General features: G+C 67.5%; 27 protein-coding genes. 12 read left to right on the plus strand and 15 right to left on the minus strand.

The window, feature by feature from the left end:
* The first annotated feature begins 84 nt into the window (after positions 1 to 84).
* Both EL493_RS26990 and EL493_RS26995 read left to right on the plus strand, forming a co-directional pair.
* Positions 85 to 471, plus strand: coding sequence for a very short patch repair endonuclease (locus tag EL493_RS26990; RefSeq protein ID WP_019048289.1), 387 nt, complete (start codon positions 85 to 87; stop codon positions 469 to 471).
* Between the two features lie 64 nt (positions 472 to 535).
* Entirely contained in the window at positions 536 to 1,312 is a 777-nt protein-coding gene (locus EL493_RS26995) for an NgoMIV family type II restriction endonuclease (RefSeq protein WP_022565565.1), read from the plus strand.
* A 15-nt stretch (positions 1,313 to 1,327) separates the two neighbouring features.
* On the opposite strand, the gene EL493_RS27000 is transcribed toward EL493_RS26995, so the two are convergent.
* The 3 genes from EL493_RS27000 to EL493_RS27010 are packed head-to-tail and all read right to left on the minus strand — an operon-like array spanning position 1,328 to position 5,330.
* A complete protein-coding gene (locus EL493_RS27000) occupies positions 1,328 to 3,115 on the minus strand; it encodes a DEAD/DEAH box helicase (RefSeq protein WP_022565564.1) in 1,788 nt (595 codons plus the stop codon).
* 56 nt (positions 3,116 to 3,171) lie between these two features.
* Entirely contained in the window at positions 3,172 to 4,599 is a 1,428-nt protein-coding gene (locus tag EL493_RS27005) for a ParB N-terminal domain-containing protein (protein ID WP_022565563.1), read from the minus strand.
* A gap of 56 nt (positions 4,600 to 4,655) precedes the next feature.
* A complete protein-coding gene (locus EL493_RS27010) occupies positions 4,656 to 5,330 on the minus strand; it encodes a hypothetical protein (RefSeq protein WP_019048292.1) in 675 nt (224 codons plus the stop codon).
* Between the two features lie 23 nt (positions 5,331 to 5,353).
* Here EL493_RS27010 and EL493_RS27015 point away from each other — a divergent pair, with 23 nt between their 5' ends.
* Positions 5,354 to 6,361 carry a hypothetical protein gene (locus tag EL493_RS27015; RefSeq protein WP_126405897.1) on the plus strand — a complete coding sequence of 336 codons (1,008 nt, stop codon included), beginning with the start codon at positions 5,354 to 5,356 and terminating at the stop codon, positions 6,359 to 6,361.
* A gap of 247 nt (positions 6,362 to 6,608) precedes the next feature.
* Here EL493_RS27015 and EL493_RS32525 read toward each other — a convergent pair whose 3' ends face one another.
* Positions 6,609 to 7,355 (minus strand): 2'-5' RNA ligase family protein, encoded by a 747-nt coding sequence (locus EL493_RS32525; protein ID WP_022565561.1) that lies wholly within the window; start codon positions 7,353 to 7,355, stop codon positions 6,609 to 6,611.
* 232 nt (positions 7,356 to 7,587) lie between these two features.
* Between EL493_RS32525 and EL493_RS32530 the strand changes: the two genes are divergently transcribed.
* Positions 7,588 to 7,773: a hypothetical protein gene (locus tag EL493_RS32530; RefSeq protein WP_162178097.1), complete on the plus strand. Its 186-nt coding sequence runs from the start codon at positions 7,588 to 7,590 to the stop codon at positions 7,771 to 7,773.
* Complete coding sequence (locus tag EL493_RS27025) at positions 7,770 to 9,044, plus strand: hypothetical protein (protein ID WP_030203249.1); 1,275 nt, start codon at positions 7,770 to 7,772, stop codon at positions 9,042 to 9,044. The genes EL493_RS32530 and EL493_RS27025 overlap by 4 nt, the downstream gene beginning before the upstream one ends.
* Positions 9,045 to 9,053: 9 nt before the next feature.
* Here EL493_RS27025 and EL493_RS27030 read toward each other — a convergent pair whose 3' ends face one another.
* Positions 9,054 to 9,653 (minus strand): hypothetical protein, encoded by a 600-nt coding sequence (locus tag EL493_RS27030; protein WP_022565559.1) that lies wholly within the window; start codon positions 9,651 to 9,653, stop codon positions 9,054 to 9,056.
* Positions 9,654 to 9,836: 183 nt separating this feature from the next.
* On the opposite strand from EL493_RS27030, the gene EL493_RS27035 reads away from it, so the two are divergent.
* The 3 genes from EL493_RS27035 to EL493_RS27045 all read left to right on the plus strand — a co-directional run bounded on the left by EL493_RS27035 (position 9,837) and on the right by EL493_RS27045 (position 11,424).
* Positions 9,837 to 10,583, plus strand: a complete 747-nt coding sequence (locus EL493_RS27035) for a hypothetical protein (protein WP_022565558.1) — start codon at positions 9,837 to 9,839, stop codon at positions 10,581 to 10,583.
* Between the two features lie 75 nt (positions 10,584 to 10,658).
* Positions 10,659 to 10,907 (plus strand): hypothetical protein, encoded by a 249-nt coding sequence (locus EL493_RS27040; protein WP_019048300.1) that lies wholly within the window; start codon positions 10,659 to 10,661, stop codon positions 10,905 to 10,907.
* A 133-nt stretch (positions 10,908 to 11,040) separates the two neighbouring features.
* Entirely contained in the window at positions 11,041 to 11,424 is a 384-nt protein-coding gene (locus tag EL493_RS27045; RefSeq protein ID WP_022565557.1) for a hypothetical protein, read from the plus strand.
* Between the two features lie 10 nt (positions 11,425 to 11,434).
* Here the strand turns inward: EL493_RS27045 and EL493_RS27050 are convergent, their stop codons facing one another.
* On the minus strand, positions 11,435 to 12,400 hold the full coding sequence (locus tag EL493_RS27050) for a helix-turn-helix transcriptional regulator (protein WP_019048302.1): 966 nt from the start codon (positions 12,398 to 12,400) through the stop codon (positions 11,435 to 11,437).
* A gap of 88 nt (positions 12,401 to 12,488) precedes the next feature.
* Here EL493_RS27050 and EL493_RS27055 point away from each other — a divergent pair, with 88 nt between their 5' ends.
* On the plus strand, positions 12,489 to 13,022 hold the full coding sequence (locus tag EL493_RS27055; protein ID WP_019048303.1) for a DinB family protein: 534 nt from the start codon (positions 12,489 to 12,491) through the stop codon (positions 13,020 to 13,022).
* On the opposite strand, the gene EL493_RS27060 is transcribed toward EL493_RS27055, so the two are convergent.
* Positions 12,982 to 15,486 (minus strand): tetratricopeptide repeat protein, encoded by a 2,505-nt coding sequence (locus tag EL493_RS27060; protein WP_022565556.1) that lies wholly within the window; start codon positions 15,484 to 15,486, stop codon positions 12,982 to 12,984. The genes EL493_RS27055 and EL493_RS27060 overlap by 41 nt on opposite strands.
* Positions 15,487 to 15,662: 176 nt before the next feature.
* Here EL493_RS27060 and EL493_RS27065 point away from each other — a divergent pair, with 176 nt between their 5' ends.
* Positions 15,663 to 16,118 (plus strand): carboxymuconolactone decarboxylase family protein, encoded by a 456-nt coding sequence (locus EL493_RS27065; RefSeq protein ID WP_022565555.1) that lies wholly within the window; start codon positions 15,663 to 15,665, stop codon positions 16,116 to 16,118.
* A gap of 36 nt (positions 16,119 to 16,154) precedes the next feature.
* Positions 16,155 to 16,604 carry a nitroreductase family deazaflavin-dependent oxidoreductase gene (locus EL493_RS27070; protein WP_019048306.1) on the plus strand — a complete coding sequence of 150 codons (450 nt, stop codon included), beginning with the start codon at positions 16,155 to 16,157 and terminating at the stop codon, positions 16,602 to 16,604.
* Positions 16,605 to 16,643: 39 nt separating this feature from the next.
* On the opposite strand, the gene EL493_RS27075 is transcribed toward EL493_RS27070, so the two are convergent.
* Together EL493_RS27075 and EL493_RS27080 are read right to left on the minus strand one after the other, a co-directional pair.
* Entirely contained in the window at positions 16,644 to 18,011 is a 1,368-nt protein-coding gene (locus EL493_RS27075; RefSeq protein WP_019048307.1) for a vWA domain-containing protein, read from the minus strand.
* Positions 18,008 to 18,889, minus strand: coding sequence for an AAA family ATPase (locus tag EL493_RS27080; protein ID WP_030203273.1), 882 nt, complete (start codon positions 18,887 to 18,889; stop codon positions 18,008 to 18,010). Before EL493_RS27080 ends, EL493_RS27075 begins: the two co-directional genes overlap by 4 nt.
* Positions 18,890 to 19,180: 291 nt before the next feature.
* On the opposite strand from EL493_RS27080, the gene EL493_RS27085 reads away from it, so the two are divergent.
* A complete protein-coding gene (locus EL493_RS27085) occupies positions 19,181 to 19,639 on the plus strand; it encodes a DUF4231 domain-containing protein (RefSeq protein ID WP_022565554.1) in 459 nt (152 codons plus the stop codon).
* Positions 19,640 to 19,643: 4 nt separating this feature from the next.
* On the opposite strand, the gene EL493_RS27090 is transcribed toward EL493_RS27085, so the two are convergent.
* The 6 genes from EL493_RS27090 to EL493_RS27115 form a co-directional block, all read right to left on the minus strand.
* Positions 19,644 to 20,336 (minus strand): hypothetical protein, encoded by a 693-nt coding sequence (locus EL493_RS27090; RefSeq protein ID WP_019048310.1) that lies wholly within the window; start codon positions 20,334 to 20,336, stop codon positions 19,644 to 19,646.
* Positions 20,333 to 21,712: a TRAFs-binding domain-containing protein gene (locus EL493_RS27095; protein WP_019048311.1), complete on the minus strand. Its 1,380-nt coding sequence runs from the start codon at positions 21,710 to 21,712 to the stop codon at positions 20,333 to 20,335. The genes EL493_RS27090 and EL493_RS27095 overlap by 4 nt, the downstream gene beginning before the upstream one ends.
* Positions 21,713 to 21,795: 83 nt before the next feature.
* Positions 21,796 to 23,160, minus strand: coding sequence for a DUF2252 domain-containing protein (locus tag EL493_RS27100; RefSeq protein WP_019048312.1), 1,365 nt, complete (start codon positions 23,158 to 23,160; stop codon positions 21,796 to 21,798).
* Positions 23,161 to 23,294: 134 nt separating this feature from the next.
* Positions 23,295 to 24,296: a ketol-acid reductoisomerase gene (ilvC, locus tag EL493_RS27105; RefSeq protein ID WP_019048313.1), complete on the minus strand. Its 1,002-nt coding sequence runs from the start codon at positions 24,294 to 24,296 to the stop codon at positions 23,295 to 23,297.
* A gap of 51 nt (positions 24,297 to 24,347) precedes the next feature.
* On the minus strand, positions 24,348 to 24,851 hold the full coding sequence (ilvN, locus tag EL493_RS27110; RefSeq protein WP_019048314.1) for an acetolactate synthase small subunit: 504 nt from the start codon (positions 24,849 to 24,851) through the stop codon (positions 24,348 to 24,350).
* Positions 24,848 to 26,785, minus strand: coding sequence for an acetolactate synthase large subunit (locus tag EL493_RS27115; RefSeq protein ID WP_030203292.1), 1,938 nt, complete (start codon positions 26,783 to 26,785; stop codon positions 24,848 to 24,850). The genes ilvN and EL493_RS27115 overlap by 4 nt, the downstream gene beginning before the upstream one ends.
* Positions 26,786 to 26,964: the final 179 nt, after the last annotated feature.

The raw sequence follows: 26,964 nt of genomic DNA on the forward strand, positions 1-26,964 counted from the left end.
ATGGATCGAGACGACTTGCCGCCGCTTACGCCGGCCAGCCGTACCGGCGTGCCGGCAGCATCCTCGCCTGGCCGTGGGCGCAACATGCGGGCAATCAGGCGCACCGATACAAAGCCAGAGGTCGAGCTGCGAAGCGAACTGCATCGGCTCGGGTACCGGTTCCGGAAAGACTTCCCGATCCCGGTCGCGGGTCGCAGGCCGGTCAGACCGGACATCGTGTTCACTGCTCGCCGGGTTGCGGTGTTCGTAGACGGCTGCTTCTGGCACGCATGCCCTGAGCACGGCAGATCGCCGACCACGAATGAGTGGTATTGGACACCGAAGCTCCGCCGCAACGTCGAGCGGGACCGAGAAGCGGACACCGCGTTGTCGACGGCCGGGTGGACTGTGGTGCGGGTGTGGGAGCACGAACCGGTCACGTCTGCACTGACCGCGGTGGTCGACAAGCTCGATCGGGACCCGAACATATGAGCGATCGTAGGTGATCGGATAGCTGAGGTCACGGCAACCCACCGGCAGAGCTAGATTGGCAGCCATGGGGATGACATTCGGAACCGATCTGCTGGGGTGGAAGCGCAGTCGCAAGAACAAACTCGGCTGGCAGTGGGTACCGAACACTGCCGATACCGACAGTGTGTCGAGCCTCCGGCTGTCGGCGGCAGTGCTCGAGTATCTGGCCGCCCCGAATCCCAACGGCGGTGCATCCGATCCCGTGGAGCCGCCCGACAACCCGGGTGGGTTGCTCGAAACCCAGGTTGCGACCGACCTCGCCACAGAGCTTCCGCGGCTTGATCCAGAACGCAAGTGGGAAGTCCGCAAAGGGCAGAGCATCGTCAACTATGCGCAATACCAGCATCTGGCCGCCATCGACCGCGCGATTGCGAACGATCCGAACCTACGCGTCACTCTCGGGACCGACTACCTGATCAAGCCGGACGTTCTCGTGGGTCTTCTCGGCACCCCGACGGCGACAGAGCATCCCTGGTTGCATGCTGCGCTTGCGTGCAAGTGGACCATCCGATCCGACCGGGTCCAGAACATCCGGCACGAAAACGGCAACATGATCCGGCATCGGCGAGGACGCTTGCCTCATTTGGTGACTGTCACCGCAGAACCGCTCCCGACACGGCTGGCATCGATCGCGCGCGGCACTGGCGAAGTCGACGCCACTTACCACCTGGCATTTCCCGCCATGAACCAAGCCGTAGCAGCAGTTGGAACAGGCGAACAGCAAGATGCGTGGGCAGAGGTCACCGAACAGGGACGTCTGCTGGACTACACGCAACTCGCTGCGTCGCTCGCTACCTGGTAGCTCCCCGGGAAATGCCTATTCGGCCGGAGCAACCGCGTCATCGAAATGCCGCAGGAGCGCACGGACGTCGGCAGCGTCCATGCCCGCACCTACGGCAGGCTCCTCCTCCAGATCGGCCAGTTGCTGAACATCGGGATCATCGAGAATCGCCGCCATGAACCTCAGCTTCGCGTCCAAACGGAGACGCACCACTTCGTCGACGGTGCCGCGAGTGGCGAGGACTGTCACTCGTGTCTCGGTATCAGGCGCGAGCCCGAGCCGGTGGATGCGATCCAGGCTCTGCAGGAATCGGCCGGCCATGAAGTCCCTGTCGACATAGACCGCGTCGTGGCAGACGTGGTGGAGGCTGACACCCTCACCGAGCGTCGCAGGGTTGGAGATGAGGACGTGACAGTCGGGGTCCTCCCGGAATCGCCGCAGCTGCTCGACCCGGTCCGGAGTGCCGCCGTAAACGGTCGCAGGACCGAAGTTTTCGAGAAGCTTTTCGAGCGTGGTCAAGCTACGGACAAAAGTCGTCCACACCAAGGTCTTCCGGCCGGCCTGGGCGTTGTCGGCAACGATCTTGACGGTTTCCTGGTACTTGGGTGACAACTCGATGCTTGGAAGATTCTGGAACAGATCGAAGAGCGAATCGCCCGGCGAAGGCTGCAACGGCGGGAGCTGGTACTCCAGTGGCTCATATCGGCTGGCGCCTTCGAGCAGCAGCGCCGGACTCGTCGCGGCCATCAGCATGCGCAGCATCGCCCGGCCGAGTGCCTCGATGCTTCCTCGCGAACTCTCGGCACGTGCGGTGTAGTTGCCTTTGAGCGCTTCATAGACCTCCGCATGGATTGGGGGCATGTCCACGTACCTGATCCGTGGCTCGAACGGAGGCAGCCCGAGTTCATCCTTCGTCGTGCGGGTGAACAGCGGACGGAGCACGGCACTGGCCCGCGCGAGATCACCACCGCCGACAGCCTCGATCACCGCCCGTTTACCGTGGCCCGGCCACACGAACGACAGCAGGCTCTCCAAGTCACGGGCGCCGTTCGGTGCCGGCGTTCCGGTCAGAATCAGGCGACGATTCGCCAACGGGCCGAGGGCAAGAGCCGCCGAGCCGTACGTGCCCCGCGCGCCCAATTTGATCCGGTGCGCCTCGTCCAGCACGATCATCGAAGGCTTGGCCCGGAGCCAGTTCGCCAGGGTATCCAGCGAACGATCCAGGCGTTCGTAATTCACGATGCAGAGTTCCGCAAGCGGATCGGTGGAGCGACCGGTTACGGCGCTGCGCAGCGGCTCCGCAAAGCAGTACGAACTCTCGTACTCCCAGGACTCGTATGCCGACTTCGGACCCACGACGAGCAGCCGCTCCGCCTCACCGCGAGCACGTGCCGCTGCGTATACGGCTAGGGCCACACGGGTTTTGCCGGCACCGGGAACACTGAAATTTGCTCCGTGCCGTAACGACAGGAGCCTGGCGATGTCTCGTTGCTGGAACGAAGTGAGCTCACCGGTCCAGTCGCTGCCGAGCAAACCGACGACCGATTCCGGATAAACGACGTCCGCCGAGTCCTCGGTTGCCCCATCGAGGTTGCGCTCGACGGCCTCGGTGTCGTCAAGGACACCGGTGACAAGAACTCTCAGGTCGTCGGCCCACTCCACATCAGGATGGGTCCAGCTAGCCAGCTCCCCCAGGTTGACGAGAAAGTCATCGAGATCGACTTCCGCAGACAGGGGACCTCTCGCGCCGGAAGTGCTGAGCCGGGCTGCCAGCTGCTGAAACTCACGCTGGAAGTCAGGTGTCGTAAGAAGTTCCACGCGCATCCGGGTCATCCCGAACCGCAGGCGAAGTGAGGGATTATTCTGAACGTTGGCCATTACTACCGAGGCCCGTTTTCCACCGCGGTGGCGAGCCAGTCGAGCCCGCTACCAGGAATCTTGACCGATCGCTGCGCCTCGATCGCAAGCTGTTCGAGTACGGCATGTACCTGAATCAGTGCATCGTCGAACGCGTCTTCGTCGAGACTCGAGTTGCCTCTCGCCAGCACAACATCGTTGACAGCCTGCTCGAGATCCTTACAGGCCGCTACGACACGATCAGGAGCCGCGAGGCGCTTCTTCCGGAGCATCGCGTCCCGGCCTGCGACGGTGATGGCGTCGTCGAAGGCTGACCGGTAGGACGAAATCAATTTACTCGCAGCAGTTTTGGCAAGTTCCCCGACCGCGTCACCAGCAGATTCGACAGCTTTCGCCTGCAGAAGCTTGTCGGTAATTGATCGTGCCACTGCAACTTGGTCCCCGACTGACTTAACGCTACGTCCCAAACCTGGGATTGCAAGAGCCGTTTCGGCGACCGACTCCGTTCGCCCGTATTCATCGATCAGCCCCTTGTCAAGATACCGTTCCTGAAAATCGGTTCCGACGAACCGGACATCGGTTTTGGCGTACTCCAGCACGATCGCAGCGATCCGGGACTCCTTCAGCACCTCCGCTCGCTCCTTGTTCTTCTTGAGCTCTTCGCGATACACCCGGTACAGCTCCTCAAGCTTCGTTTTGGACTGTTCGAAGTCCACGAGGCGCATCGCCTCCTGTCCAGTGGTACGACTGCGTGTGATGCAGTTCCGCAACTCAGCCAGAATCCAGAAGTCTCTCTCGCAGACCTGCGTTGTTGTATGGAACTCCCTCGCGATAACCGAGATAGGGCGCTGAAGCTGGTCGCGCTGTTCCTCCAGAGCCAGGAGGTGGTTAATGTACGAGTATTCACGCCGTTCGTCATGCCGCAACTGCAGGGAGACCTCGACCGCGTTGATATCGTCCCAGGTGCACGATGCCGGCAAAACCCCAACGCGCATGCTGGTGGCAGTTCCCCCTTCACGCAGAGCAGCACAACGAGTGTTTCCGTTAACTAGGACACCGTCGCGCGTGATCAGTCCGGGTTCAATCTGGCCGAACTCTTCGAGATGCTTCGCGAGCTTGTCGAAATCGTTGTCTCGCTGCTTCGGATCCGCAGGCCGACGGGTGAGTAGATGCTTCAGGTAATCCTGGCTCTCCTGACTCCAGGGATCAGCTGACAGCGCCGCGTCGCGGACCCGGTCCAGACTGCGCTGCGCACGAATCCGATGCGTACCGGGGTTGTAATACAGCGCGTTGAGTGGCATGTCGATGACCTGGACATGCAGCGGTGCATCACGCCACTCCAGCGTCAGGGTCTCAGCGACACCGCCGTTGTGGTCGAGGTCGCCGAGCCGCTGCGCGACCATTGCACGAACAGCTTCCGCAGTGGGGGGAACACCAAAGTCTGTGAACATTTCTGCAGTCTCTCTCGATAAAATCTGGTGGACTTGGGGCCGGAGCGCCGCTGCGTTTACTTCAAGCGGTCCCGAACTTCGTCCCTCGACTCCGCGGGGAGCGTCCGGTACAACCCCCACAGGTCTTCGGCCTCGCTGAAACCACGCGCATCCCGCTCGATCCACTGGCTCAGCATCTGCTTCTCATAGGCCGGCAGCTTATCGACTCTGTCCAGTACATCGCCGAGGTCCGCGACCGAGTCACGACCCCCGATGCGGCATCGACTGCACTCGAGGACCATCTGTACCGTCGTGTCGCCATTGGGGAGCCTCACTGCACGGCGGGCAACGTCGAGCTGCGACGAGACGTAGGTGCCGGCGTAGGTCTCACCCGGACCGATACCGCATGAACGGCACTTGCGTCCGTCCTTCACCATTACCTCGAAGCGTTCGGCCGCGGTGATCGTGGCACCAGCGGGCCGCGTCGCCTTACCCGGTTCCCACACCGCTACGCCCTGTTTGACGAACCGCTGCTCATGCGGGCCCAGGGACGCGTCTTCGCGGTTGGTATCGATCCGCCACCCGAAGTCACGGAGATCCCGCATCCGCCGGTCGACCTGAGACTTGCCCGGAAACGCATCTCTCAGCTGACCCTTCGTGAAGAGTTCACCGACCCCGACCTCGTGCACCAACCACAGCGCACAGGCTTTCATGGTTCCGAGCTTCGGGTCGTTCCAGGCAGGCATAGCCATCAGCAATCTGTCCTCTCGGGTCGATGTACCAGGACGAGATCGCCGATCTGGATCGGTCCAGCGGCCTGGCCCCATCAACTCAACAGCACGATCTGACGCATGGAAAGTCATCTGCTGTCCTGACTTTACAGCCGGATATGCACGGGAAAGTCAGGACACCCGACCTGTTTACCTGCCGGGTTCCGACGATCACAATGGATTCGGTCGTGCGCCATCCGTCCCGGGGGAGACCTGAATTGATCAAGTGCTCGGACTACGAATTCGACCATGCGTGGTCATCCGGCCAGCGCCGGTTCTACTTCGAAGTACGCAAGTTGATGTGCTGTACACGCAAGTCTCATCGTGAGCTGAGCAGGGGCGCTGAAATCAGTAAGGACTCAGTGCTGAGGTTGCTCGCTGGCCAGTACAGGTTCGGTCCACGAGAGTCGACGCTGAGGCAGATCTACAAATTCGCCACGTCGACGATCGACAGAGACCTCGGGCTCATCGCCTGGGAGCACCTTGTCGAACTTCGCCTCGAGATCGCTGGCAGATCGGGTGGCTATGCCACCACCGCTCCGCTGCTGGCCGCGGTCGCCTGCCCCCAATGCAGGACAGCTTTTCCTTCGGAGCCGGCTGAATCGACCGTCCTGGATACCGACGCGGGGGAAATCGCGGTCGGCGTCGATGTGCCGGTCCCCCTGTGCGAAGGGGACCGGCACATCGACGCCGACATCGCGTGGCCGAGCCGCGGACTTCTGTGGCCGCCGGCATCCGACCTCGCGGGCTTCATCGTGGCCGGCCAGCTCGAGAGTTCGAGCCGCCTGATTCATCACGTCGGGACTGACGCCACGCCGGAAGAAGCTGCCAGCGCGGTCATCGCCTGCCGTGATCTGGAGCTGCTGGATGCTGTAGACGCGATCATCAGTTATGCGGGACTGCGGGCGGATCGCGAGATACTCCAAATCCTCCGTCCACTGCTGCATCACGAACGGCTCGCTGACGCCGACGCGCTTCTGAACCGAGCACTTTCCAGCGGCGGGCAACGGTAGGAACCACTTTGCTGGTCCGAGCCATGAGCCGCAGAACCCTTTGGTTGGGTTGACAACAGCGGAGAGAGGCGGGGTGTTTGAAGATCGCGCCGTGTTGAGGTGCGCGGTCAGGGATTCGGCAACGGAGTCGGCCGAATATCCCAGGGCGCCAGCGATGCCGCGGGCGGTGCCAGCTGATGCCGCTGAAGAAGAGGTCGCGGTGGCCGGCCCGCAAGCGGCATGGGAGTAGGTGTTCGGACAGGAGAATCTAGCTGGGGGGTGCGGGTGGGGTGAGGGCAGAACACAGCCGGCCGATTGGGACGACCGCGTGAGTGTTCCACCGATAGCTGTGGCCTTCTCGGCGGAGCACCACCAGTTCGACGCGGGCGACGTGCACGGTGACGGGATCGGTATTGCGCAGTGCGGCAACTGTTTCGATGAGTTCGGCAGCGGGGCGGTCGGTGTTGTTGTAGGCGATGCCGAGGTGGGGGCGGAAGCGGTTGCAGCGGGTAGCCGCGGTGGGGGCGAAGCTCGGGATCGATTCGGCTGTGGCTGTCACGAGGAGCTGATGCAGCTCGAGGAGTGGGTCCCATGGGGAGACCGAGAGGCGGACGGCGCTGCGGGAGCCGGTGAGGGGGCCGCAGGTGAGGTCGAAGGGGCGCAGGTCGGCGAGGCGGTCCTGGGCGAGGGGGATCAGGTTGTCGATCTGGGTGTCGGTGACGGTGGTCGTGCTGCCGATTCCCGTGAGGGTGAGGTGCAGGGCGTCGAGGGGGACGGGGTCCAGTGCTGGGTGTGTCAGTTTGTGCTGGTAGTCGGCGGTGAGTTCGCGGAGGGCGGGGTCGTCGAGGGTGAGGTACCAGTAGCACCCGGTGTGGCCTGGAGCCCATTGCTTCACCGACCAGTGGTCGCGGAGGTCTTCGACGGTGGTGAAGGCGTTCCAGTCGGAGTGCGCAATGGCCTCGGGGTTCGCGGTGGAATGCGGCAGTGGGGGCGGGAACACACCACTCGAAGTCATGCACGCCTTTCGATTCGGAGTGCTCGGGAGTTTACGGATGTCAAGAGACGAATGCCATGGAAGTTCGTCGGTGGGACGTCGGTTCACATGTATTGGTGCCGTTGTTTTCGTTGCTGTGCACAGATATTCGTGAAGTCGCGATCGGGGGCGGAGAGAGGCGGCATGCTCGGGGGCCGAGATCGATGCGTTGTTCAGGAGCCGTATGAGTGTCCGACGAGAGCCGGAACGTGGGTTGCCCGAGACGCTGCCCGCGTTGGAGCGGTTGCCCGCTGACGAGGCGAGGGATCTGTTCGAGTTGATGCGGGCGGCGGTGGTGTTCGAGGCCGGGGCGCTGGACAAGTCGATCAACTCGATGCTGGGGGCGTTGCCCCGGCCGTTTCGCGCGGTGACGAAGAAGATCATGTTCGGCGGGAGATGACGGATTTGACGACGCGGGCGCAGTTGATCCTGCTGGCTCGCACGCTGCATGTGCATCCGCAGCGGGTGCAGCATCTGCGGTATCTGGGGGCGGAGCGGTTGCACGAGTTGCAGCAGCAGATCTCGGGGGTGCTGTTCGATCAGCACACCGAGACGTTTCGGCGGATCAGCGCGCTGGTGCCGTTCATTCCGTTGTCGATCTCGATTCCGTTGGTGCAGCGGCTGGTTCCGCCGATGACTACGGGACGGGCGGCGGGCGCGGTGGGCGTCGCGCATCCGGCCAAGGCGGCCGAGACGTTGGTGATGCTCGATCCCGGATACGCGGCCGATTGCGCGCCGTATCTGGATCCGCGGGCGATCATGGAGCTGGCCGATGTGGCGGCGCCGGGGCCGGTGGTCGAGATCGTCAACGAGCTGCTGCGGCGATGTGATTACGTCACCGCGGGGCCGTTCCTGTCCTGTGCCACAACGGAATTGATTGCCGCGGTGGAGGCGGGGGTGCCCGATGACGCGGGGCTGATCCATTCGGCGGCGTATTCGTATGACACCGAGGTGCTCAGCGCGGTGATCCGGCAGTTGCTCGACGGGCCGCATCGGCGGGTTCCGCGGATGGCGCAGGCGGTGCTGGCGGGGACGCCCGCGCTGCAACACGCGGCGCTGTCGGTGTTCTCGCGGTGTGCGCCGGATGTGATCAGCCGGGTGGGTGACGTGCTGTTCGGCAATGCCCGGCCCGCCGATGTCGCCGTGCTGGTGCGCAACGCGCTCGGGGCGGACGCGGTGCCGGAGTTGCTCACCATCGTCGGGCAGCTCACGCCGCTGGGGTTGTGGACGCTGGTCGGGAATCCGGTGTTCGACGATCCGGGGGTGGGTGTGGGGCTGGTGGCGCCGCTGGACGGGCGCAGCGACGCCGAGAGCTGGCGCGGGTTGTTCACGCTCGCGGCCAGGATGGACGATCGGGTGCGGAGCGTGGTCGGGTACGCGCTGGCCGCGCTGTCGGATACGGCGGTGGCGGAGTTGCCGGCCCGGGCGACGGAAACCGGGTGCTGGCCGGCGCTGCTGGATCTGGTGGCGGTCTCGGGCAACGAAGCGCAGGGGCGGTTCGGGGCGGTGTGGTCGGGGCTCGGGCCCGAGCGGCGGGCGCATCTGCATCGGTGCATTCACGAGCATCAGTACGACACGCGGTTGGCCGAGATCACGGCGATGGTGGCGCCGGTGGAGGTGGATCAGTTGTTCTTCCGCCGGCGGCGGATGCAGCGGTATCGCCAGAGCTGACCTGATGGATCACAGGGAGGGTGGCGGCTCCGCTGTTCGCACGGGTCCAGGCAGTGCGCCACGTGTCACCTGCACGCCGGGAGGCAGCCACGCTCTGTTGCCGGGTGGAAGTTCACCGCCACGCACCCCGAGATCGGCTCGCGCACAGGCGTAGAAATCGTTGCGCAGACGACCCGCCTCCTCGTACCTGCGTACATACTCGTCGTGCGACATATCGGTGCCCATTGCGACATAGCCCAGTTCCCACACCGCCTTGTTCCAGCTCCGCGCCGCCGCTACGGCGTCGGTGGATCCGAGCAGCAGAACGACCTCCCATTTCAACGACTTCTCCGAGTCCGCTTCGACGAGCGCCACCAGGCCTTCGTCGAGGTCCATCGGTTGTCCGGCGTTGGGAAATCCGCGTGCGGCCGCCATCCGCTGCGAGATCAACGCATAGCTCTTGAGCGCGTGGGCGAACTCGGTATAGGCGGTCAATCTGCTGTTGTCCCATTTGCTCTGCTCGGCCCGCCGCCAGCGCGAACGCTCGGTCCAGGTCGCGAAGGCGAAGGTGGTGCCTGCGCCGAGCAGCACGCCGACCATCGTGAGCACTTGCTGCACAACAGGATTCACTTCTCCATGATGCCCTGACGGGATGACTCCGCGGCGCCCGTTGCCGACCGGCCGTGTAATCGGACGGTGGGTGGGGTAACGGAGTAGAAGCGGCGGGGGTTTCTCGTGCTGTGGTCGGGGATGCGGGACAGCGGCGCTGACTCGCGGCAGCGTGAGCCGACCAGGAAAGGGCGAGGAGGCCAGGTGTACAGGGTTGCCGATCAGCGGCCGGCCAGCGGTGGAACGGCGAAGGTCGCCGGGGCGCTTGCCGGAGTGGGTGGGATCGCGGGAGCGGTCGGGGTCGTGTCCGGGGTCGTGGCGATGGTGCGGTCCGAGTCCGGGGTGTTCGGGTGGGGAATCGCGCCGGGGTGGGTGTCGGTGGTGTCGGCATTGACATTGGTGGTCGACATAGGGTCGACGGCGCTGTTGCTGGCCGGGTCGATTCTGCTGTTCCGGCGACGGAAGGCTGGGCCCACGCTGGTGGTGCTGGGGTGTGTCGGGGTATTCGCGGCGTTCGTGATGTCGGCGTTGTCGGTGGTCGTGCAGTTGGTGGACTACGGCTTACCAGTGGGGCGGCATCTGGGAGCAGTGCTCGGACAGTCGACGTTCAACGGGTTGTTCACGCTGGAACACGAGGTGAGTTGGTTCTTCTCGGTGGCATTGCTGGTGTTCCCGGTGATCACGTTCGTGCTCGCGATATTGCCGTCGACGCGGCGGTGGTGCGGCGGCGTGGTCGGGGTGCGGACTGTTCCGGGCTGGGCGCCCGGCGCGCCGCCGTATGGCGCGCGGCCGCCGGTCGGGGTCCCACCCGGTATGGGTGCCGGGCCGGGGGCGCAGATTCCTCCGCAGGTGGCTCGGCCCGCGATGCCGCAGCCTGGTTATGGGGCACCACAGGGGTTCCCGCCGCCGAACATGCCTCAGCCGCGCCCTCAGGATGGTTACCGCCCCTGACAAAGCCAAGGGCGACAGGAGTGGGGATCTGGGGCAGGGTGTAGGCCTGCAAGGTTTGCTCGAAAGGATTCACCTGTGTTCTCGAATCAACAGACCGGCCGTCGGTTGCTCACTCGTCTCGCGCTGACCGGAGCGTTCCTGGTGGTACCGCTGGTCGGGGTCGCCGGACCGGCCTCGGCGCAGGCGGAGGTGGCGCCGGTGGGCGTCGAGTTCGTCGATCGTGGTTGGCACGATCACGACAACGGGCTGCACCTGGGCCAGAACCCGTTGCGCAAGTGGCTGCATCACCTGTTGCCGCGTGGTGCGTTCGGCAGCTGCGACTGAGCGTGGCTGGATCGGGGTCTGTTCGCCGGAGGGCGGACAGGCCCCGTTCGCGTTTCCGGGAGCGGGCCGGGTACTCGGGTCGGGGCGGCGGGCTTCAGAATGAGAGGGTCAGCCGAGCCGAGGAGAACTGGTAGTGAGACGCGGACCGTTGGTCATCGCGGGTGCCGCGGGGATGGCGTTGTCCGGCGGGGTGGCGTCCCTGCTCGTCGCGGACCGCATCGGGCGGGGCCGGGACGCGGAGATGCTCGCGGACGGGTGCGCGAGTCCGGTCGAGGTGCCCGGCGCGGCGGTGCTGCTCACCTCGCTCGGCGTGGGCCTGCTGCTGGGGACCGTGGTGGTCCTCGCCGGGCTGATCGCGATCTTGGCGCGCAGTGCTTTTCGGTGGAAAGTGGCGGCGATCGTGATCGTCGTGGCGGCCGCGGCGGGGATCTGTCAGTACGCGGCGACGGCGACCTTCACCACCGCGTCGGCCGGTGCGGCGCAACCGAGTTCACCCGACGACCCGTCCTGCTCCTGAACACCCCCGGCTACGCCGTCGCGGTGGAGGTCGTGAACCTGCTCCCCCACTCCGCCAGGCGGGCGCGGAGTTCCGGTGGTCCGAGGACCTGGAAATCGGCGTCCACCTTGCCCAGCAACAGGATCGGCCAGTCCAGGTTGTCGACGGACATCTCGATGTGGGTGCGGTCGTCCGGCAGGGCGGTGATGTGGCACCAGCGGCCGACGCGGGCGTGCACGTCCAGGGCGGGGGCGTCGATCTCGGCGGTGACGGTGTAACCCGTTCGGCGGGAACCGATGCCCGCGCGGACGAACTCCGCGGCGTCGGGGGCGGGGAGTTCGCGCGGGCGGAAGCGGATGCCGGTGGTGCGGGAGGCGCTGAGGCGGTCGACGCGGAAGGTGCGCCAGTCGTGGCGGGAGAGGTCGTAGGCCACCAGATACCAGCGGCGGCCCAGGGAGACCAGGCGGTGCGGTTCCACCTCGCGGGTGCTGGTGCGGCCGTCCGCGGCGGTATAGGTGAAGCTGAGGCGTTCCTCGCCACGACAGGTCAGGGCCAGATCGGTGAGGACCGCGGGGTCGACGTCGGACAGCGGCACGGCGTTCCAGCCGGAGGACACCGTCATGGCGCGCAGGGCGTCGACGCGGCGGCGCAGCCGGGTGGGCAGCACGGTGACCAATTTGGCCAGGGCCCGCACCGACGGTTCGGCCAGGCCGTCGCCCGCGCCCTGCGAACCGGCCTGCAGGCAGACGGTGATGGCGACGGCCTCGTCGTCGTCGAGGACCAGCGGCGGCAGCGCGGCGCCGGCGGCGAGCTGATAGCCACCGTCGACACCGGGGCGGGCGTCCACGGGATAGCCGAGTTCGCGCAGCCGGTCGATGTCGCGGCGCAGGGTGCGCGCCGAAACACCCAGGCGCTCGGACAGTTCCGTGCCCGGCCAGTAGCGGTGGGTCTGCAGCAGCGACAGCAGACGGAGGGTGCGTGCGCTCGTGTCGGCCATATTTTCATTCTTCCGCAGATTGCGGACAGAAAGTGACCGCAATGGGTTCTACCTTGGTTTTCATACCGACAACGAAGGGATCCCGCTCATGACCGCCACCGCTTCCACCCTCCTCGACGCCGAGCGCAGCGACCTGCTGGAGATGCTGGCCAAGCACCGGCATTTCCTGCGGTTCACCACCCGCGACCTGACCGACGAGCAGGCCGGGCTGCGGACCACCGCCAGCGAACTGTGCCTGGGCGGGCTGATCAAGCACGTGACCTCGGTGGAGGCGAACTGGGCGCAGTTCATCGTGGACGGGCCCACCGCCGCGCCCGACTTCGAGTCGATGAGCGAGGAGGAGATCGCGGCATGGGGTGACGGCTTCCGGATGCTGCCCGAGGACACCCTCGCGGGGGTGCTGGCCGAATACGAGAAGGTCGCGGCGCGGACCGACGAGCTGGTGCGCTCGCTGCCCGACCTGAACGTGACTCAGCCGCTGCCAGAAGCGCCGTGGTTCGAGCCCGGCGCCCGGTGGAGCGCGCGCCGGGTGTTCCTGCACATCATGACCGAGACGGCGCAGCACTCCGGCCACGCCGACATCATCCGGGAATCCCTCGACGGGGCGAAGTCGATGGGCTGAGCTCGGACTGGATCGCCTCGGCCGCCGCCCGATGGTCGGCGGCGGCGTCGGGGTCGGTCGGTTCGAGCACGTCGGCGATGCCCTGGTGCGCCAGTGCCTCCTCGAGCCGGTAGCCGAGTTTCGGCGCCAGCTCCAGGGTGTGGCGGTGCAGGCGCAGGGCCTCGTCGGGCAGTCCGGCCAGCCGGCAGGTTTCGGCGTAGCCGTGCAGGAAGTGGATCTTCCAGTGCTCCTCGAACAGGTCGTCGAGCAGGGCGAATGCCTCGCGGTGACTGTCGAGGGCCTCCTCGTAGCGGCCCATCCGCCGCAGGGCCACGCCCTGGCAGTTCAGGCACCAGGCCTCGTTGTGTTTGTGGCCGTCGGCGCGGGCGTGGGCGAGCGCGTCACGCAGATGAGCGAGCGCCTCGTCCGGCTCGTCGGCGGCGATGGCGACACCGAGGGTGATCTTGGCCTGTAGCGACGGTGGCCACGACGGGTCGTCGGGCGGGACGGCGAGTGCCTCGCGGGCCAGAGCGGCGGCCTGTTCGCGGTGGCCCAGCTGCAGCATCGCCCAGGCTTCGCTGGCCATGGCGTCGGCGGCGCTGGTGGGACAGCCGCTGGTGGCGTAGAGGTCGCGGGCCTGGCGGAACAGTTCGAGGGGCTCCTCGGTGTCGCCCTCGTCCCAGCGCAGATGGGCGCAGCGCATGGTGAGTTCTGCGCGCGGCAGCGGGTCGCCCGCGGCGACGAGCAGCGGGGCCGCCGCGGCGTAGGCGGCGGCCGCCTCGGCCATGCGGCCCGCGTTGTAGCGGGCGAAACCGAGGTCGCTGTGCGCTTCGGCGAGCTGACGCGGGTCGCCGAGCTGTTCGGCGGCGGCCAGCGACTGTTCGAACAGGGCATTGAGATGTGTTGTGCCGCAACGCCGGGCGAAGAACGCGCGCATGAACCGCGGTAGCTCGCAGACGTGCACGTCGGCGCCTGCCTCGACGGCCGCGTAGAACACCGCCATCAGGTTGGTGTACTCGGAGACGAACCAGAAGAACGCGGCGTCGCGGTGCGGGAACACCGGCAGATCGCGCGGCGCGGTGCCCGCCGAGACCGGCCGGGTCGGGGTGAGGAACGGCATGGCGGCGTCGGCGGCCGCGGCGGTGTGCACGTAGTAGTCCAGGACGCGGTGCAGCGCGCGGTCGCGGTCGGCGTCGGTGTCGTGTTCGGCGCCGGCCTGGCGGGCGTGCTGACGGACCAGGTCGTGCAGCCGGTAGCGGCCGTCGGCGGGCTGCTGCACCAGGTGGGCGTCGAGCAGGTCTTCGAGCATGGCCTGGGCGGTGCGCAACGGCACGTCGGCCACCGCCGCGGCGACATGGTCGGTGAAGGTGGACCCGGGGATCAGGCCGAGCAGCCGGAACATGCGGCGCTGGTCGCGATTGAGCTGACGCACCGACATGCCGAACGCGGTGTCGAACTCACTGGCCCCCTCGGCCATCCGCTCCACCAGGATGCCGACCGACCAGCCCGGCCGGTGCCGCAACCGGGCCGCGGCCAGGCGCAGCGCCAGCGGCAGATTGCCGCACAGCCGCAGCACCTCGGCGGCCTGCTCGGGTTCGCGCGCGAGCCTGCCGTCGGGTCCGCGCGGATCGCCGCTGGCCCGCGCCAGCAGTTCGGCGCTCTCCTCGGCGGTCAGCACGTCGAGCGTCACCGGAGGGACCTCGTCGAGCTCGAGCAGCCGATTGCGGCTGGTGATGATCGCGACCGACTCCCCCGCGCCCGGCAGCAGCTGACTCACCTGCGCGGCGTCGGCGACATTGTCGAGCACCACGACAGCGCGCAACCGGGCCAGCTCCGAGCGCCAGCACGCCGCCCGCAGCTCCACGCCGCCGTCCTGGGGCACCTTCTCCGACGGCACCTGCAAGGCGGCCAGCAGCGCCCGCAACGCCGCGTCCGGGTCGAGCGGCCTGCGGCCGTCGGTGAAGCCGTGCAGGTCCAGATACAGCTGGGCGTCGGGGTATTCGGCGCTCAGCTGGTGGGCGGCGTGCACGGCGAGGGAGGTCTTGCCGACCCCGGCCATTCCGTCGATCGCGACCACCCGGTCGGCGCGGACCGCCGCGAGCACATCGGCCAGCGCCTGCTCGCGGCCGGTGAAGTCCGGGACGTCGCGGGGCAGATCGTTGCGCGGCGGCGGTGGGGCGTCGGCGGGCGGGCTCGGCGGGGCGACCTGGCGGCTCGTCTTCGGCGGCGCGGGCAGCGGGTTCGACGCGCGTTCCCACAGCGGCCGCAACGGTCGCGGATCGCGTTTGACCAGCCGGCACAGTTCCAGCACCGCGGGCCATGGCGGCACCGTCTGCCCGCTCAGATAGCGCGACAGCGACGACGAGCTGAGACCGGTGTCGCGGGCCAGCGCCCGCACACCCCGCCCGGACAGCTCCTGGATCATGCGCAGGCGCTGGGCCAGTTCGTCCTGCGGATAGACCCGCGCCTGCTGTTGCACAACCACCGTTCCCACTCCATGTCCCGGCCCGCAACACCGAATTTCCCGAGGACAACCGGGAGGTCAAGGCCGTTTTCCAGTGTCCCACAGTGTCCCACGGCCATCGTGTTCCAGTGCTCGACCGGCTGTTATCGAGTCACACCGCGAGCAGCGGACAACAGAGACGAAACAAGGAGAACATCATGCAGTCCCGGATGAAGAACCCCGCCATGGTCCTGACCGACGCGATGGGCCCGATCCAGCAGGTGCTGCAGGCCGTGCAGACCGGTGGCGTCGACGGCGAGATCCTCGAGCTGGTGCACCTGCGGGTCAGCCAGATCAACGGATGCAGCGCCTGTGTCGACGGCGGCACCAAGACCGCCCGCAAAGCCGGGGTGAGCGAGGACCGCCTCGCCACCGTGGTGGCCTGGCGCGAGACCCCGTACTTCTCCGAGGAGGAGCGCGCCGCGCTGGAGCTGGCCGAGGCCGCGACCCGCCTGGCCGACCGTCCCAACGCCGTCACCGACGAGATCTGGGACGCCGCGGCCAGCTACTTCGACGAGCGCCAGCTGGCCTCCATCGTGCTGATGATCGGCGTGACCAACATGTTCAACCGCCTCAACGCCACCACCCGCCAGATCGCGGGCGCCTGGGGCTGAGCCCCGCACCCCACCCGAACCGAAAGGAACACGACGATGTCTGCCAACCAGTCCAAGAACTCGCACGGCGGCTTCTCCCGGTGGATGCAGCACCGGATGAACGCCAGGATGAACCGCAAGATCCGCGGCGGCAACGGCACCTTCATGGGCATGGACGTGCTGATCCTCAACACCGTCGGCCGGCGCAGCGGCGCACCGCGGCAGACCCCGATCTCGTGGTTCCCCGGCGACGACGGCACCTACCTGCTGGTCGCCTCGGGTGGGAAGAACGGGCACCCCGACTGGCACCTGAACCTGATGGGACACCCCGAGCAGGCGACGATCGAACTGCCCGGCGAGGCGCCGCGCCCGGTCACCCCGCGGGTGCTGACCGGCGCCGAACGGGCCACCGCCTGGGAGTCCATCACCAGCGCGCAGCCCCGGTACGGCAAGTACCAGGCCAAGAGCGAGCACGAGTACGCGGTCGTGAGCCTCAGCGCGCGATGAGCCTCGGCGAGCTGCCCGGTCACCGGGCAGCTCGCCGGCTCACGCGGGCAGCAACCGGCCGATCACCTCGGCCAGCTGCCGCACATTGCGGCATTCGTGCATGTCGACCACCTCGGTGTAGACGTGGGCGGCCGAATCACCGGTCGACCAGGAGCGCGACGGCTCCGGATTCAGCCAGTACACCGCCTTGGCCCGGTCGGTCATCGCTTCCAGCGCGGCGAGATTCGGGTCGGTGCGGTTGGTGCGGGCGTCCCCGAGAACGAGCACGCAGGTGCGCGGGCCGAGCGCGTCGAGATAGTGGTCGACGAAGCCCTGGAACGCCTCGCCGTAGTTGCTCGACCCGAACCGGGCCACCCCCGCCTCGCGCACGATGTTCTGCGCGAACCCCGGCGCCGGCGGTTCGCCGGGGGTGAAGTAGCCGGTGATCTCGGCACACGTGTCGACGAAGCCGAAGCTGCGGACCTTGCTGAACTGGTCCTGCAGCGCCTGCACCAATTGCAGGGTGAACTCGGCGAATCCGGTGACCGAGCCCGAGACATCGGCCAGCACCACCAGATCCGGACGACCGTGCCTGCGGGCGCGCAGCACCGGGTCGATCGGCACCCCGCCGGTGGCCATCGAACGCCGCAGGGTGCGCCGCAGATTGATCTGGCCGCGCACCGCCTTCTTGCGCCGCACCGCCAGCCGGGTCGCGAGCTTGCGGGCCAGCGGATGCACCAGCCGGCGCATCTCGGCCAGATCCTGTTCCCTGGCACCGAGGAAATCGGTACTGTCCCCGGACTTCTCGACGCCGCGACGCGCGATGTAGTCGGTGCCGCGCAGTTCGGCCGATCGCAGGCGGGCCTCGGTCTGCACCTGGGCACGGAACCGGTCGACCCGGCGCCGCGCCTCGATGGTGTGCACGGCGGTGTCGAATTGCCCCGAGCCGCCCATGGTCTCGGCGACCTCCTCGGAGATCTCCTGTGGGCGCAGCGATTTCATCGTCAGATAGGACGACCACCCGGCGCCGGACGCACCGCTGACCCGGCCCGCGGTCTCCCCCGCCCCGCCGTAGGCGCCGAAGGTGTCGAGCGCCTCTCTGGCCAGTTCGGCGGTGTCGGCGCCGTCGACGAGCGCGGACACCACCCGGTCGCGCACCGAATCCGGATCGGCGCTCGGGCGCGGCGCCGGTCGCGCGATGCCGCGGAAGAACAGGTCGAAGAGCTGGTCGAAGACCGCGCGCTGACCGTTGCGGCGCAGCAGGCAGGCGGCCAGGCCCGACCGCAGCACTTCGGGATCGGCGCCGCCGAGGGCCACGATCGCGGCCGCCGCGTCGACGGTCTCGCTGGGTCCGGCGCTGATGCCGTGGTCCCGCAGCAGGCCGACGAAGTCGACCAGCCGGTCGGCGCTCGCCACCGCGGAGGTCATCGCGCGACGCCGTCGGGATCGTCGAGTGCGAGGCGCTCGATCGCCGTCCGGTGATCGGACTGGTACTTCAGCAGCACGCCGAGCGTCGAGCGGACCACGCCGGCGTTCAGGGACTTGGTGCCCAACGCGACCAGGGTCTTGGCCCAGTCGACCGTCTCGGCGATCGAGGGCGCCTTGCGCAGCGACAGCTGGCGCAGCGCGCTCACCGTCGACACCACCGGCTCGGCCAGTCCGGCGTCCAGTTCAGGCACCTTCAACCGCACGATCGCCTTCTCCAGCTCGGCGGTCGGATAGTCGATGTGCAGGAACAGGCAGCGGCGCTTGAGCGCCTCGGACAGGTCGCGGTGGGCGTTGGAGGTGAGGATGACGAACGGCTTGCGGACCGCGGTGACCGTGCCCAGCTCGGGGATGCTCACCTGGAAGTCGCCGAGCACCTCCAGCAGCAGTCCCTCCAGCTCCACGTCGGCCTTGTCCAGCTCGTCGATCAGCAGCACCGTGGGCTCGGGATTGCGGATCGCGGCCAGCAGCGGACGCGCGAGCAGGAACTCCTCGGTGAAGACGTGGTCGCGGGTGCCCTCCCAGCTCTCCCCGGTCGTCGCGGTGATCCGGAGCAGCTGCTTGGCGTGGTTCCACTCGTAGAGCGCGCGCGCCTCGTCGATGCCCTCGTAGCACTGCAGCCGGATCAGCTCGGCCGACACCGCCTGGGCGACCGCCTTGGCCAGCTCGGTCTTGCCGACTCCCGCGGGCCCCTCGATCAGCAGGGGCTTCCCGAGGCGGTCGGCGAGAAAGACCGCGGTCGCGATATCCAGGGACGGCAGATAGCCGGCCGCGGTCAGCCGGTCGGTCACCTGGTCCACCGAGGCAAAGAACTTACTCATCGGTAACCAGTGTAGGCGGGTCGCCGGCGCCGGCGAGTCACCGAGTCCACCGACAGTGACACCGGCCATACCCGCGGATGCCGATCGGCGCGACGCCTCAGCGGCGGAGCGAGCCACGGCGCAGCACCATCAACCCGAACGCACACGATGGTCGCTCCGCATTTCCCAGCCTCCTGCGATCGACACGATGTTGCTCTACTCTCGATGGGCGAGGCTCAATTCGACTCTGCCGCAGCGGGATTGAACCGGTCAGTCGGTTCTTTCGCGAGCGGTGAATCGGAAGGCAGGACCATGACCATCCGAGTGGAAGACCCCGTGCACGGCGAGTCCGGCGCGGACCACGATGCGGTGTGGGCGCGACTGACCGGACAACTGAAGTGGTACAGCGATAACGCCACGCGCGCGCAGAACCGGTACAAGCGGGTGAAGCTCGGACAGATCGTGGTCGGGGCGGCACTGCCGGTGGTGGCCGCGCTGTCGGCGCCGGCGGTGGTCACCGCGAGTATCGCCGCGGCGGTCGTCGCGGCCGAAGGCGCGCTGCAGCTGTATCAGTGGCAGTCGAACTGGATCCGCTACCGAGCTACCGCCGAGGCCCTCAAGCGCGAGAAATATCTCTTCCTCGCCAAGACCGGGCCGTATCGCGATACCGGGCGCCGCAGAGTGCTCGCCGACCGGACCGAAGCGATCCTCGCCGCGGAGAACGCCTCTTGGACAGCGGTGCACGAGGAGACGGACAAGCCGGCCCAGTGACCGGTCAGCGCAGCAGCCGCTCCGCGATGGTGGCGGCGACGGCCGACGGGTCGTCCAGCGAAACGATCGTCGTGAGTGGCGAACTCGCGATCTCGATCGCTCGGGCGTCGACGGGTGTAGCGGAAGCGATGTCGTCGGCCGCACGGCCCGACCCGGCGAGCACCACTGTGGGGCGACCGGCGGCCAGCCCGTTCAGTACGTCGGCGTAGGCGATCGCGCCCCCGTTGACGAGCACGGTGACCGATCCCGCATCGCGTGCGATAGCGGTTGCGACAGCCGCCAGCCACGGCGACTCGTCACCCCAGGAATCGCCGGGAACGAGGATCAGATCGGTGTGGCCGGGCTCGATTCGTGCCGAGTCCGCGCTCGGCGCGACGGCGTCCGGCAGGGCGACCGTGCCCACCGAGGCCACACCCACCAGCGGAAACGTGGCGGCGGCCAGGCGCCGGGCGTCACCGACCAGCCGCATCACGCCCGCGTCGGTGCCGCCGTCGACAACGACCGCGCCGACCCGCTGCACCAGCGGAACCACATGCTCCATCAGCAGATGCATCAGCCGGCTGTCATGGTCTACGCGCAAACCCGCCGCGCCCCCGACGATCACGACAACCGGGCGACCGACAGGTAGGCCCGCCGACCGCACGAGATCGTCGATGGCGTCGACGGCATCCAGCCGAACGATGCTCGGCAAGCTCATCCCTCGTCCTCCGCCGGATTCGGCGACGGGGACAATCCGTCCAGCAACGCGTCCCAGCATTCGTCGTCCCCGGCGCAATAGGCGCGCAGCCGGGTGATGGTCGTGTGTGTCGTTTCCTTCTCCATCGTACTGGGCGAGGTACCCAGTGCCTTCTCCAGCCAATCCACGGCGTCGGAGAGCGCACCGGCGTAGATCGCCAGTTCGATCATGGTGGCGTAGTCCCAGTAGCCCGCTCCACCACGGAGGATGCGCGCCTTGGCCGCGAATTCGACGGCGGGCAGCAGTTCCCTGAGGCGAACGCCGTCGCGGTCGCTGATCCACAGCAGATGCACCGCGTTCACGCCGGGATACGGGTCGAAATCCAGTTCGAAACCAGCGACATAGGTGTCGATCGCCAGGCGCAGGTACGCACGGGCCTGCGGGGTGCCGAGGGCGGCAGCCCAGCGGTCCTTGTAGACGCGGCCCAGAATGCCCAGGGTCTCACTGCTGTTGCCGTATTCGGCACCGAGCGCCCGCAATTCGGTCTCGGCGTGCACGCTGCCGGGCTGCAGCCGATTTCGGGCGATGGCACGCTGTTCGCGCACGGTCGCGCTGCGGGCGAGGTGGGCGGGCAGGTCGTCGACGAGATCGATCATCTCCTGCCACCTGCGGAAGTCACGGTAGGCGAGCAGGAGATCGATCAGCACCCCGTCGTCGTACGCGCCGAGGTCGGCCATCGCGGTGCGCACACGCTGCACCTGCGCGATCCCCCGCCGGATCGCCTGCTCGTCCCCCGGCCGGGCAATCTCGCGGGCTTCGTCGAGTTGTCTGCGCACCGCCTCCGAGACCCTGACGCGATCCTGGAAGGCACGCAGGTCGCCCGGGTCCACCTTCGGTGAACCGAGTCCGGTGAAATGCTCGAACAACGGGCTGTCGGGTTGCTGCCGCGCCTTGGCGATCCGGAGCCGTCCGGTCAGCCCGCCGCGATCGGCGACCGGCCTGTCCGGGCGGCCCGCATCGTCCAGCCCGTACCGCAGCACCCGGTCGGGCGCGAGGTCGAACGGCAGCCTGAATCCCTTGGCCGAGATCAAGACCGTGCTCCACGGGCGTACCGCGTGCCGGATGCCGAGCTCGTAGTAGACATTGGCATTGGCCTGGGTGAGATCGGCGACGGCATAGTCACAGACCATCAGCCGCTCGAACATCGCGGTGTGGATGAAGCCGCCCAGCTGTTCTTCATCGGCCCGCAGGCACGCCATTCCGGCCGCCTCGACCGCCGGTTTCACCAGCTGCTCGTAGACATCGTCGAACTCTACCGTGGAGTTGAGGTCGCCTTTGGTGCCGAACGGCATCAGCACGAAGCACAGCGGCTTCGCCGAGAGGAAGTCGTCGTTCATTGCCCGCCGCTCGATCGACTTGTGAGGCTTGGGATTTCACCAGTCTATCGACGGCGGGCGGAGCCCACCGGCGATCGGCGGTCTCAGTAGGCGTGCTCGGCGGTGGTGATGCGGCCGGACTCGATGGCGGACAGGAGGGAGAGGCGGTCGGCGTGGGTCTGGTCGCCGTAGGCCAGGCCGAATTCGCCCATGGCGCGGTCGAAGACGTCGGACTTGCCGAGGTAGGCGGCGATGGCGACGCGGTCACCGGACCGGGCGTGGGCCCTGGCCAGGACCGAGCCGCACAGCTCGGCGTATCTGGCCAGTTCGCGGTGGCTCATGGTGCCGACCTCGGCCGAGCCCTTCATGTCGCGCAACTGGCGCATGTAGAAGTAACGGCCCGCCGGACCCGTCGCCCAGGCCAGGAAGACGTCGCTGGCCGACTGCATCAGGCGCTGGCCGACCACCACGCGGTGGCCCTGATGGTGGTACTTGCTCGGCTTCAGATGCGGGGCGAGCACCGAGGTCTCGGCCTCCTTCATCTGCAGGAACAGCGGGCTGCCCGTTTCCTTGTCCATCAGCAGTGCGATGAAACAGCGGGTGCCGACACTGCCGACGCCGACCACCTTCACCGCCTGATCCACCGGGCGGTAGCGGTCGAGCAGGACCCGGCGCTCGTCGGGGAGGCTGCGGCGGAAGTCGGCGAAGACCTCCTTGATGATCTTGCCGTCGGCCAGCTCGATCGGCACCAGCAGCGGCGGCTGGCTCTTGATCCGCGGGATGCCGTTGGCGTCGGGCTCGGTGAGCTTGTTCAGCGCCTGCAGGCTGGTCTTGCTGCGGGCCGAGCTGACGGTCTTGTCGAACCGCTTGCGGGTTTTGGGCCGTTCGATCAGCGCCGCGACCGTGTCGGCGTCGACCGCCTCGTACCAGACCGTCATGCTGTCGGCCTCGGCGAGCATGTGCATCGTCTCGCGGTAGCCGCGGGCGGCGGCCACGGCCGCGGTGCCGGCGCGTTCGTCGTCGCAGCCGTTGTCGCGGGCGGACACGGCGACGCTGGCGGCCAGGCGTTTGACGTCCCATTCGAACGGTCCGGGCAGGGTCTCGTCGAAGTCGTTGACGTCGAAGACGAGATTGCGTTCCGGGGACGCGTAGAGACCGAAGTTCGACAGGTGGGCGTCACCGCACAGCTGCACGGTGAGGCCGGTGTTCTCGCTCTGCGCCAGGTCGGCGGCCATGATCGCGGGCGCGCCACGCAGGAAGGTGAACGGCGACAGGCTCATCCGGGCGTACCGGATCGGCACCAGCTCGGGCACCCTGGTCTCGGCCTGACGCTCCAGGATCGCGACCGGGTCCTCCCGGTCCGGCCCGGCACCCCACTCCCCCAGCTGGGAGCGCGAGATCCGCTTGCGCGCCGCCTTCCCCTGCTCGACCGCCTCGCCCGCGAAGTCGTCCACCGTCTTGTTCGTCATCGAGCAATTTTGTCGCTAACGCCGGTCGGCAGCAAGGATCCGCGCCGGACCGTGACCCAGCTGCGGCCGGGCAAACAACGGCCGAAGGGCCCGCTCGCGCGTGGCGAACGGGCCCTTCGGGAAACAGCGAGAACTTACGCGGTCTCGGTGATCGGGCGGTCGACCCAGCTCATCAGGCTGCGCAGCTTGGCGCCGGTGACCTCGATCGGGTGCTCGGCGTTGGCCTTGCGCAGACCCTCGAGCTCGGTGTTGCCGTTCTCGACGTTGGCGACCAGGCGGCGGGTGAACTCGCCGGACTGGATGTCGGCCAGGATCGCCTTCATGCGCTCCTTGGTGCCGGCGTCGATGACGCGCGGGCCGGACAGGTAGCCACCGAACTCCGCGGTGTCGGACACCGAGTAGTTCATGCGCGCGATGCCGCCCTCGTACATCAGGTCGACGATCAGCTTCAGCTCGTGCAGCACCTCGAAGTAGGCCATCTCGGGGGCGTAGCCCGCCTCGACCATGACCTCGAAACCGGTCTTGACCAGTTCCTCGGTACCACCACAGAGGACGGCCTGCTCACCGAACAGGTCGGTCTCGGTTTCTTCCTTGAAGGTGGTCTTGATGACGCCGGCACGGGTGCCGCCGATGCCCTTGGCGTAGGACAGCGCCAGCGCCTGGCCCTCGCCGGTCGGGTCCTGGTCGACGGCGATCAGGGCCGGGACGCCCTTGCCGTCGGCGAACTGACGACGCACCAGGTGGCCGGGGCCCTTCGGGGCGACCATCGCGACGGTGACGTTGGCCGGAGCCTTGATCAGACCGAAGTGGATGTTGAGGCCGTGGCCGAAGAACAGCGCGTCGCCGTCCTTCAGGTTCGGCTCGATGTCGTTGGTGAAGATCGACGCCTGGGCGGTGTCGGGCGCCAGCACCATGATCACGTCGGCCCACTCGGCGACCTCGGCGGGGGTGCCGACGGTCAGACCGGCCTCTTCGGCCTTCGGCCGCGACTTCGAACCCTCAGCGAGGCCGACGCGGACGTCGACGCCGGAGTCGCGCAGGCTCAGCGAGTGCGCGTGGCCCTGGCTGCCGTAGCCGATCACGGCGACCTTGCGGCCCTGGATGATCGACAGGTCAGCGTCGTCGTCGTAGAACATCTCGACTGCCACTGTGGAGTCCCTTCTGGATAATTTCTGGTTGATGAAAAGTTAGCGGGTGGCCGTGATCGACTTCGGACCGCGTCCCACTGCGACCACGCCCGACTGCACGATCTCGCGGATGCCGTAGGGCTCGACCATGCGCAGCAGGGCATCCAGCTTGGACCGGGTGCCGGTGGCCTCGATGGTCAGCGCGTCGGGCGAGACGTCGATCACCTTGGCGCGGAACAACTGCACGGCCTCGATCACCTGGGTGCGCACCGAGGCGTCGGCCCGCACCTTCACCAGGATCAGTTCGCGGGCCACCGAGGCGTCGGCGTCCTGCTCCACGATCTTGATGACGTTGATCAGCTTGTTGAGCTGCTTGGTGACCTGCTCGAGCGGCAGATCGTCGACGGTCACGACGATGGTCATGCGCGAGATCTCGGGGATCTCGGTGCCGCCGACGGCCAGCGACTCGATATTGAAGCCACGGCGCGAGAACAGGCTCGCGACCCGCGCCAGCACGCCCGGCTTGTCCTCGACGAGAACGCTCAGGGTGTGGGTGGTGCTCATTCCTCGGAACCCTTCTCGAAGGCCGCCTGCTCGCGCTCCATCGCCTCGTGGATGACGGCGGGCTCGGAGACCTGCTCGTCCTCGTCGAAGAGCGGGCGGATGCCGCGGGCGAACATGATCTCGTCGTTGCTGGTGCCTGCGGCGACCATCGGCCACACCTGGGCGTCCTTGCCGACGATGAAGTCGATCACCACGGGACGGTCGTTGATCGCCTGGGCCTGCCGGATGGCGGCCTCGACGTCCTCTTCCTTCTCCACGCGGATGCCGACGCAGCCCAGCGCCTCGGCCAGCTTGACGAAGTCCGGGATGCGCAGGGTGTGCGTGCCCAGATCGGTGTTGGAGTAGCGCTGTTCGTAGAACAGGGTCTGCCACTGGCGGACCATGCCCAGGTTGCCGTTGTTGATCAGCGCGACCTTGATCGGCACGCCCTCCACGGCACAGGTGGCCAGCTCCTGGTTGGTCATCTGGAAGCAGCCGTCACCGTCGACCGCCCAGACCTCCTTCTCCGGGGTGCCCATCTTGGCGCCCATGGCCGCGGGGACCGCGTAGCCCATGGTGCCGAGGCCACCGGAGTTCAGCCAGGTGCGCGGGTTCTCGTACTTGATGAACTGCGCGGCCCACATCTGGTGCTGGCCGACGCCGGCGCAATACACCGCGTCGGGTCCGGCCAGGCGGCCCAGCGTCTCGATGACGAACTCCGGCGAGAGCGAACCGTCGCTGGGGGTCTTCCAGCCCAGCGGGTAGCTGTCGCGGATCTGGCTCAGGTAGGCCCACCACTCGGTGAGGTTCAGCAGCGGGGCGGCGCCGGACTGCGGATCGGCCTTGAGGGTCTCGATCAGCTCGACGATCACCTCGCGCGCGTCGCCCACGATCGGGACGTCGGCGTGGCGGTTCTTGCCGATCTCGGCCGGGTCGATGTCGGCGTGGATGACCTTGGCGTCAGGCGCGAAGGAGTCCAGCTGACCGGTGACGCGGTCGTCGAAACGGGCGCCGAGGGTGATCAGCAGGTCCGAGCGCTGCAGCGCGGCCACGGCGCCGACGGTGCCGTGCATGCCGGGCATGCCCATGTTCAGGGTGTGGCTGTCGGGGAACGCGCCGCGCGCCATCAGGGTGGTGACCACCGGGATGCCGGTCAGCTCGGCCAGCTCCAGCAGCTCGGCCGAGGCGTCGGACTTGATGACACCACCACCGACGTAGAGCACCGGCGACTTGGACTCCAGGATCATCCTGGCGGCCTCGCGCACCTGCTTGCCGTGCGGCTTGGTGACCGGACGGTAGCCGGGCAGCCGCATCTCCGGCGGCCACGAGAACGTGGTCTGAGCCTGCAGGGCGTCCTTGGTGATGTCGACCAGGACGGCGCCCGGACGGCCCGACGCGGCGAGGTAGAACGCCTCGGCCAGGATGCGCGGGATGTCGATCGGGTCCTTGACCAGGAAGTTGTGCTTGGTGATCGGCATGGTGATGCCGGAGATGTCGGCTTCCTGGAACGCGTCGGTGCCGACCAGGCTCGACGGCACCTGACCGGTGATCGCCACGATCGGGACCGAGTCCATCTGGGCGTCCGCCAGCGGGGTCACCAGATTGGTGGCGCCGGGGCCGGATGTGGCCATACACACACCGACCTTGCCCGAGGACTGCGCGTAACCGGTCGCCGCGTGACCGGCGCCCTGCTCGTGGCGCACCAGGACGTGGCGGACCTTGGTGGAGTCGAACAGCGGGTCGTAGACAGGAAGGACCGCGCCGCCGGGAATGCCGAATACGGTGTCGACGTCGAGCTCTTCGAGGGACCGGACCACCGACTGGGCGCCGGTGACGCGCTCGGGCGCGACCTGGCGGCGGGTGGGGTTGGTCGCCGGGCTACCAGCGGCAGGCTGGTTCGCCGAAGGCGCTGACCTGCGGGCCGATGGCCCGGGTCGTGCGGTTGGTGCACTCACCGTCTACGTTCCTTACTTTGTCGTTCTGACCCCGGACAACACAGTTGTGCCTGACACGCGGTGTCTTACGACCCGTCGCGCATCGGGTAATGCCCGAACACAAAAAAGCCCCCGACCAGCGCATGGCTGTTCGAGGGTGGCGCGTCGCAACGCGAGCTGACGTATTCGACTCAGGCAGT

The organism is Nocardia asteroides (assembly GCF_900637185.1).
Lineage (GTDB): Bacteria > Actinomycetota > Actinomycetes > Mycobacteriales > Mycobacteriaceae > Nocardia > Nocardia asteroides.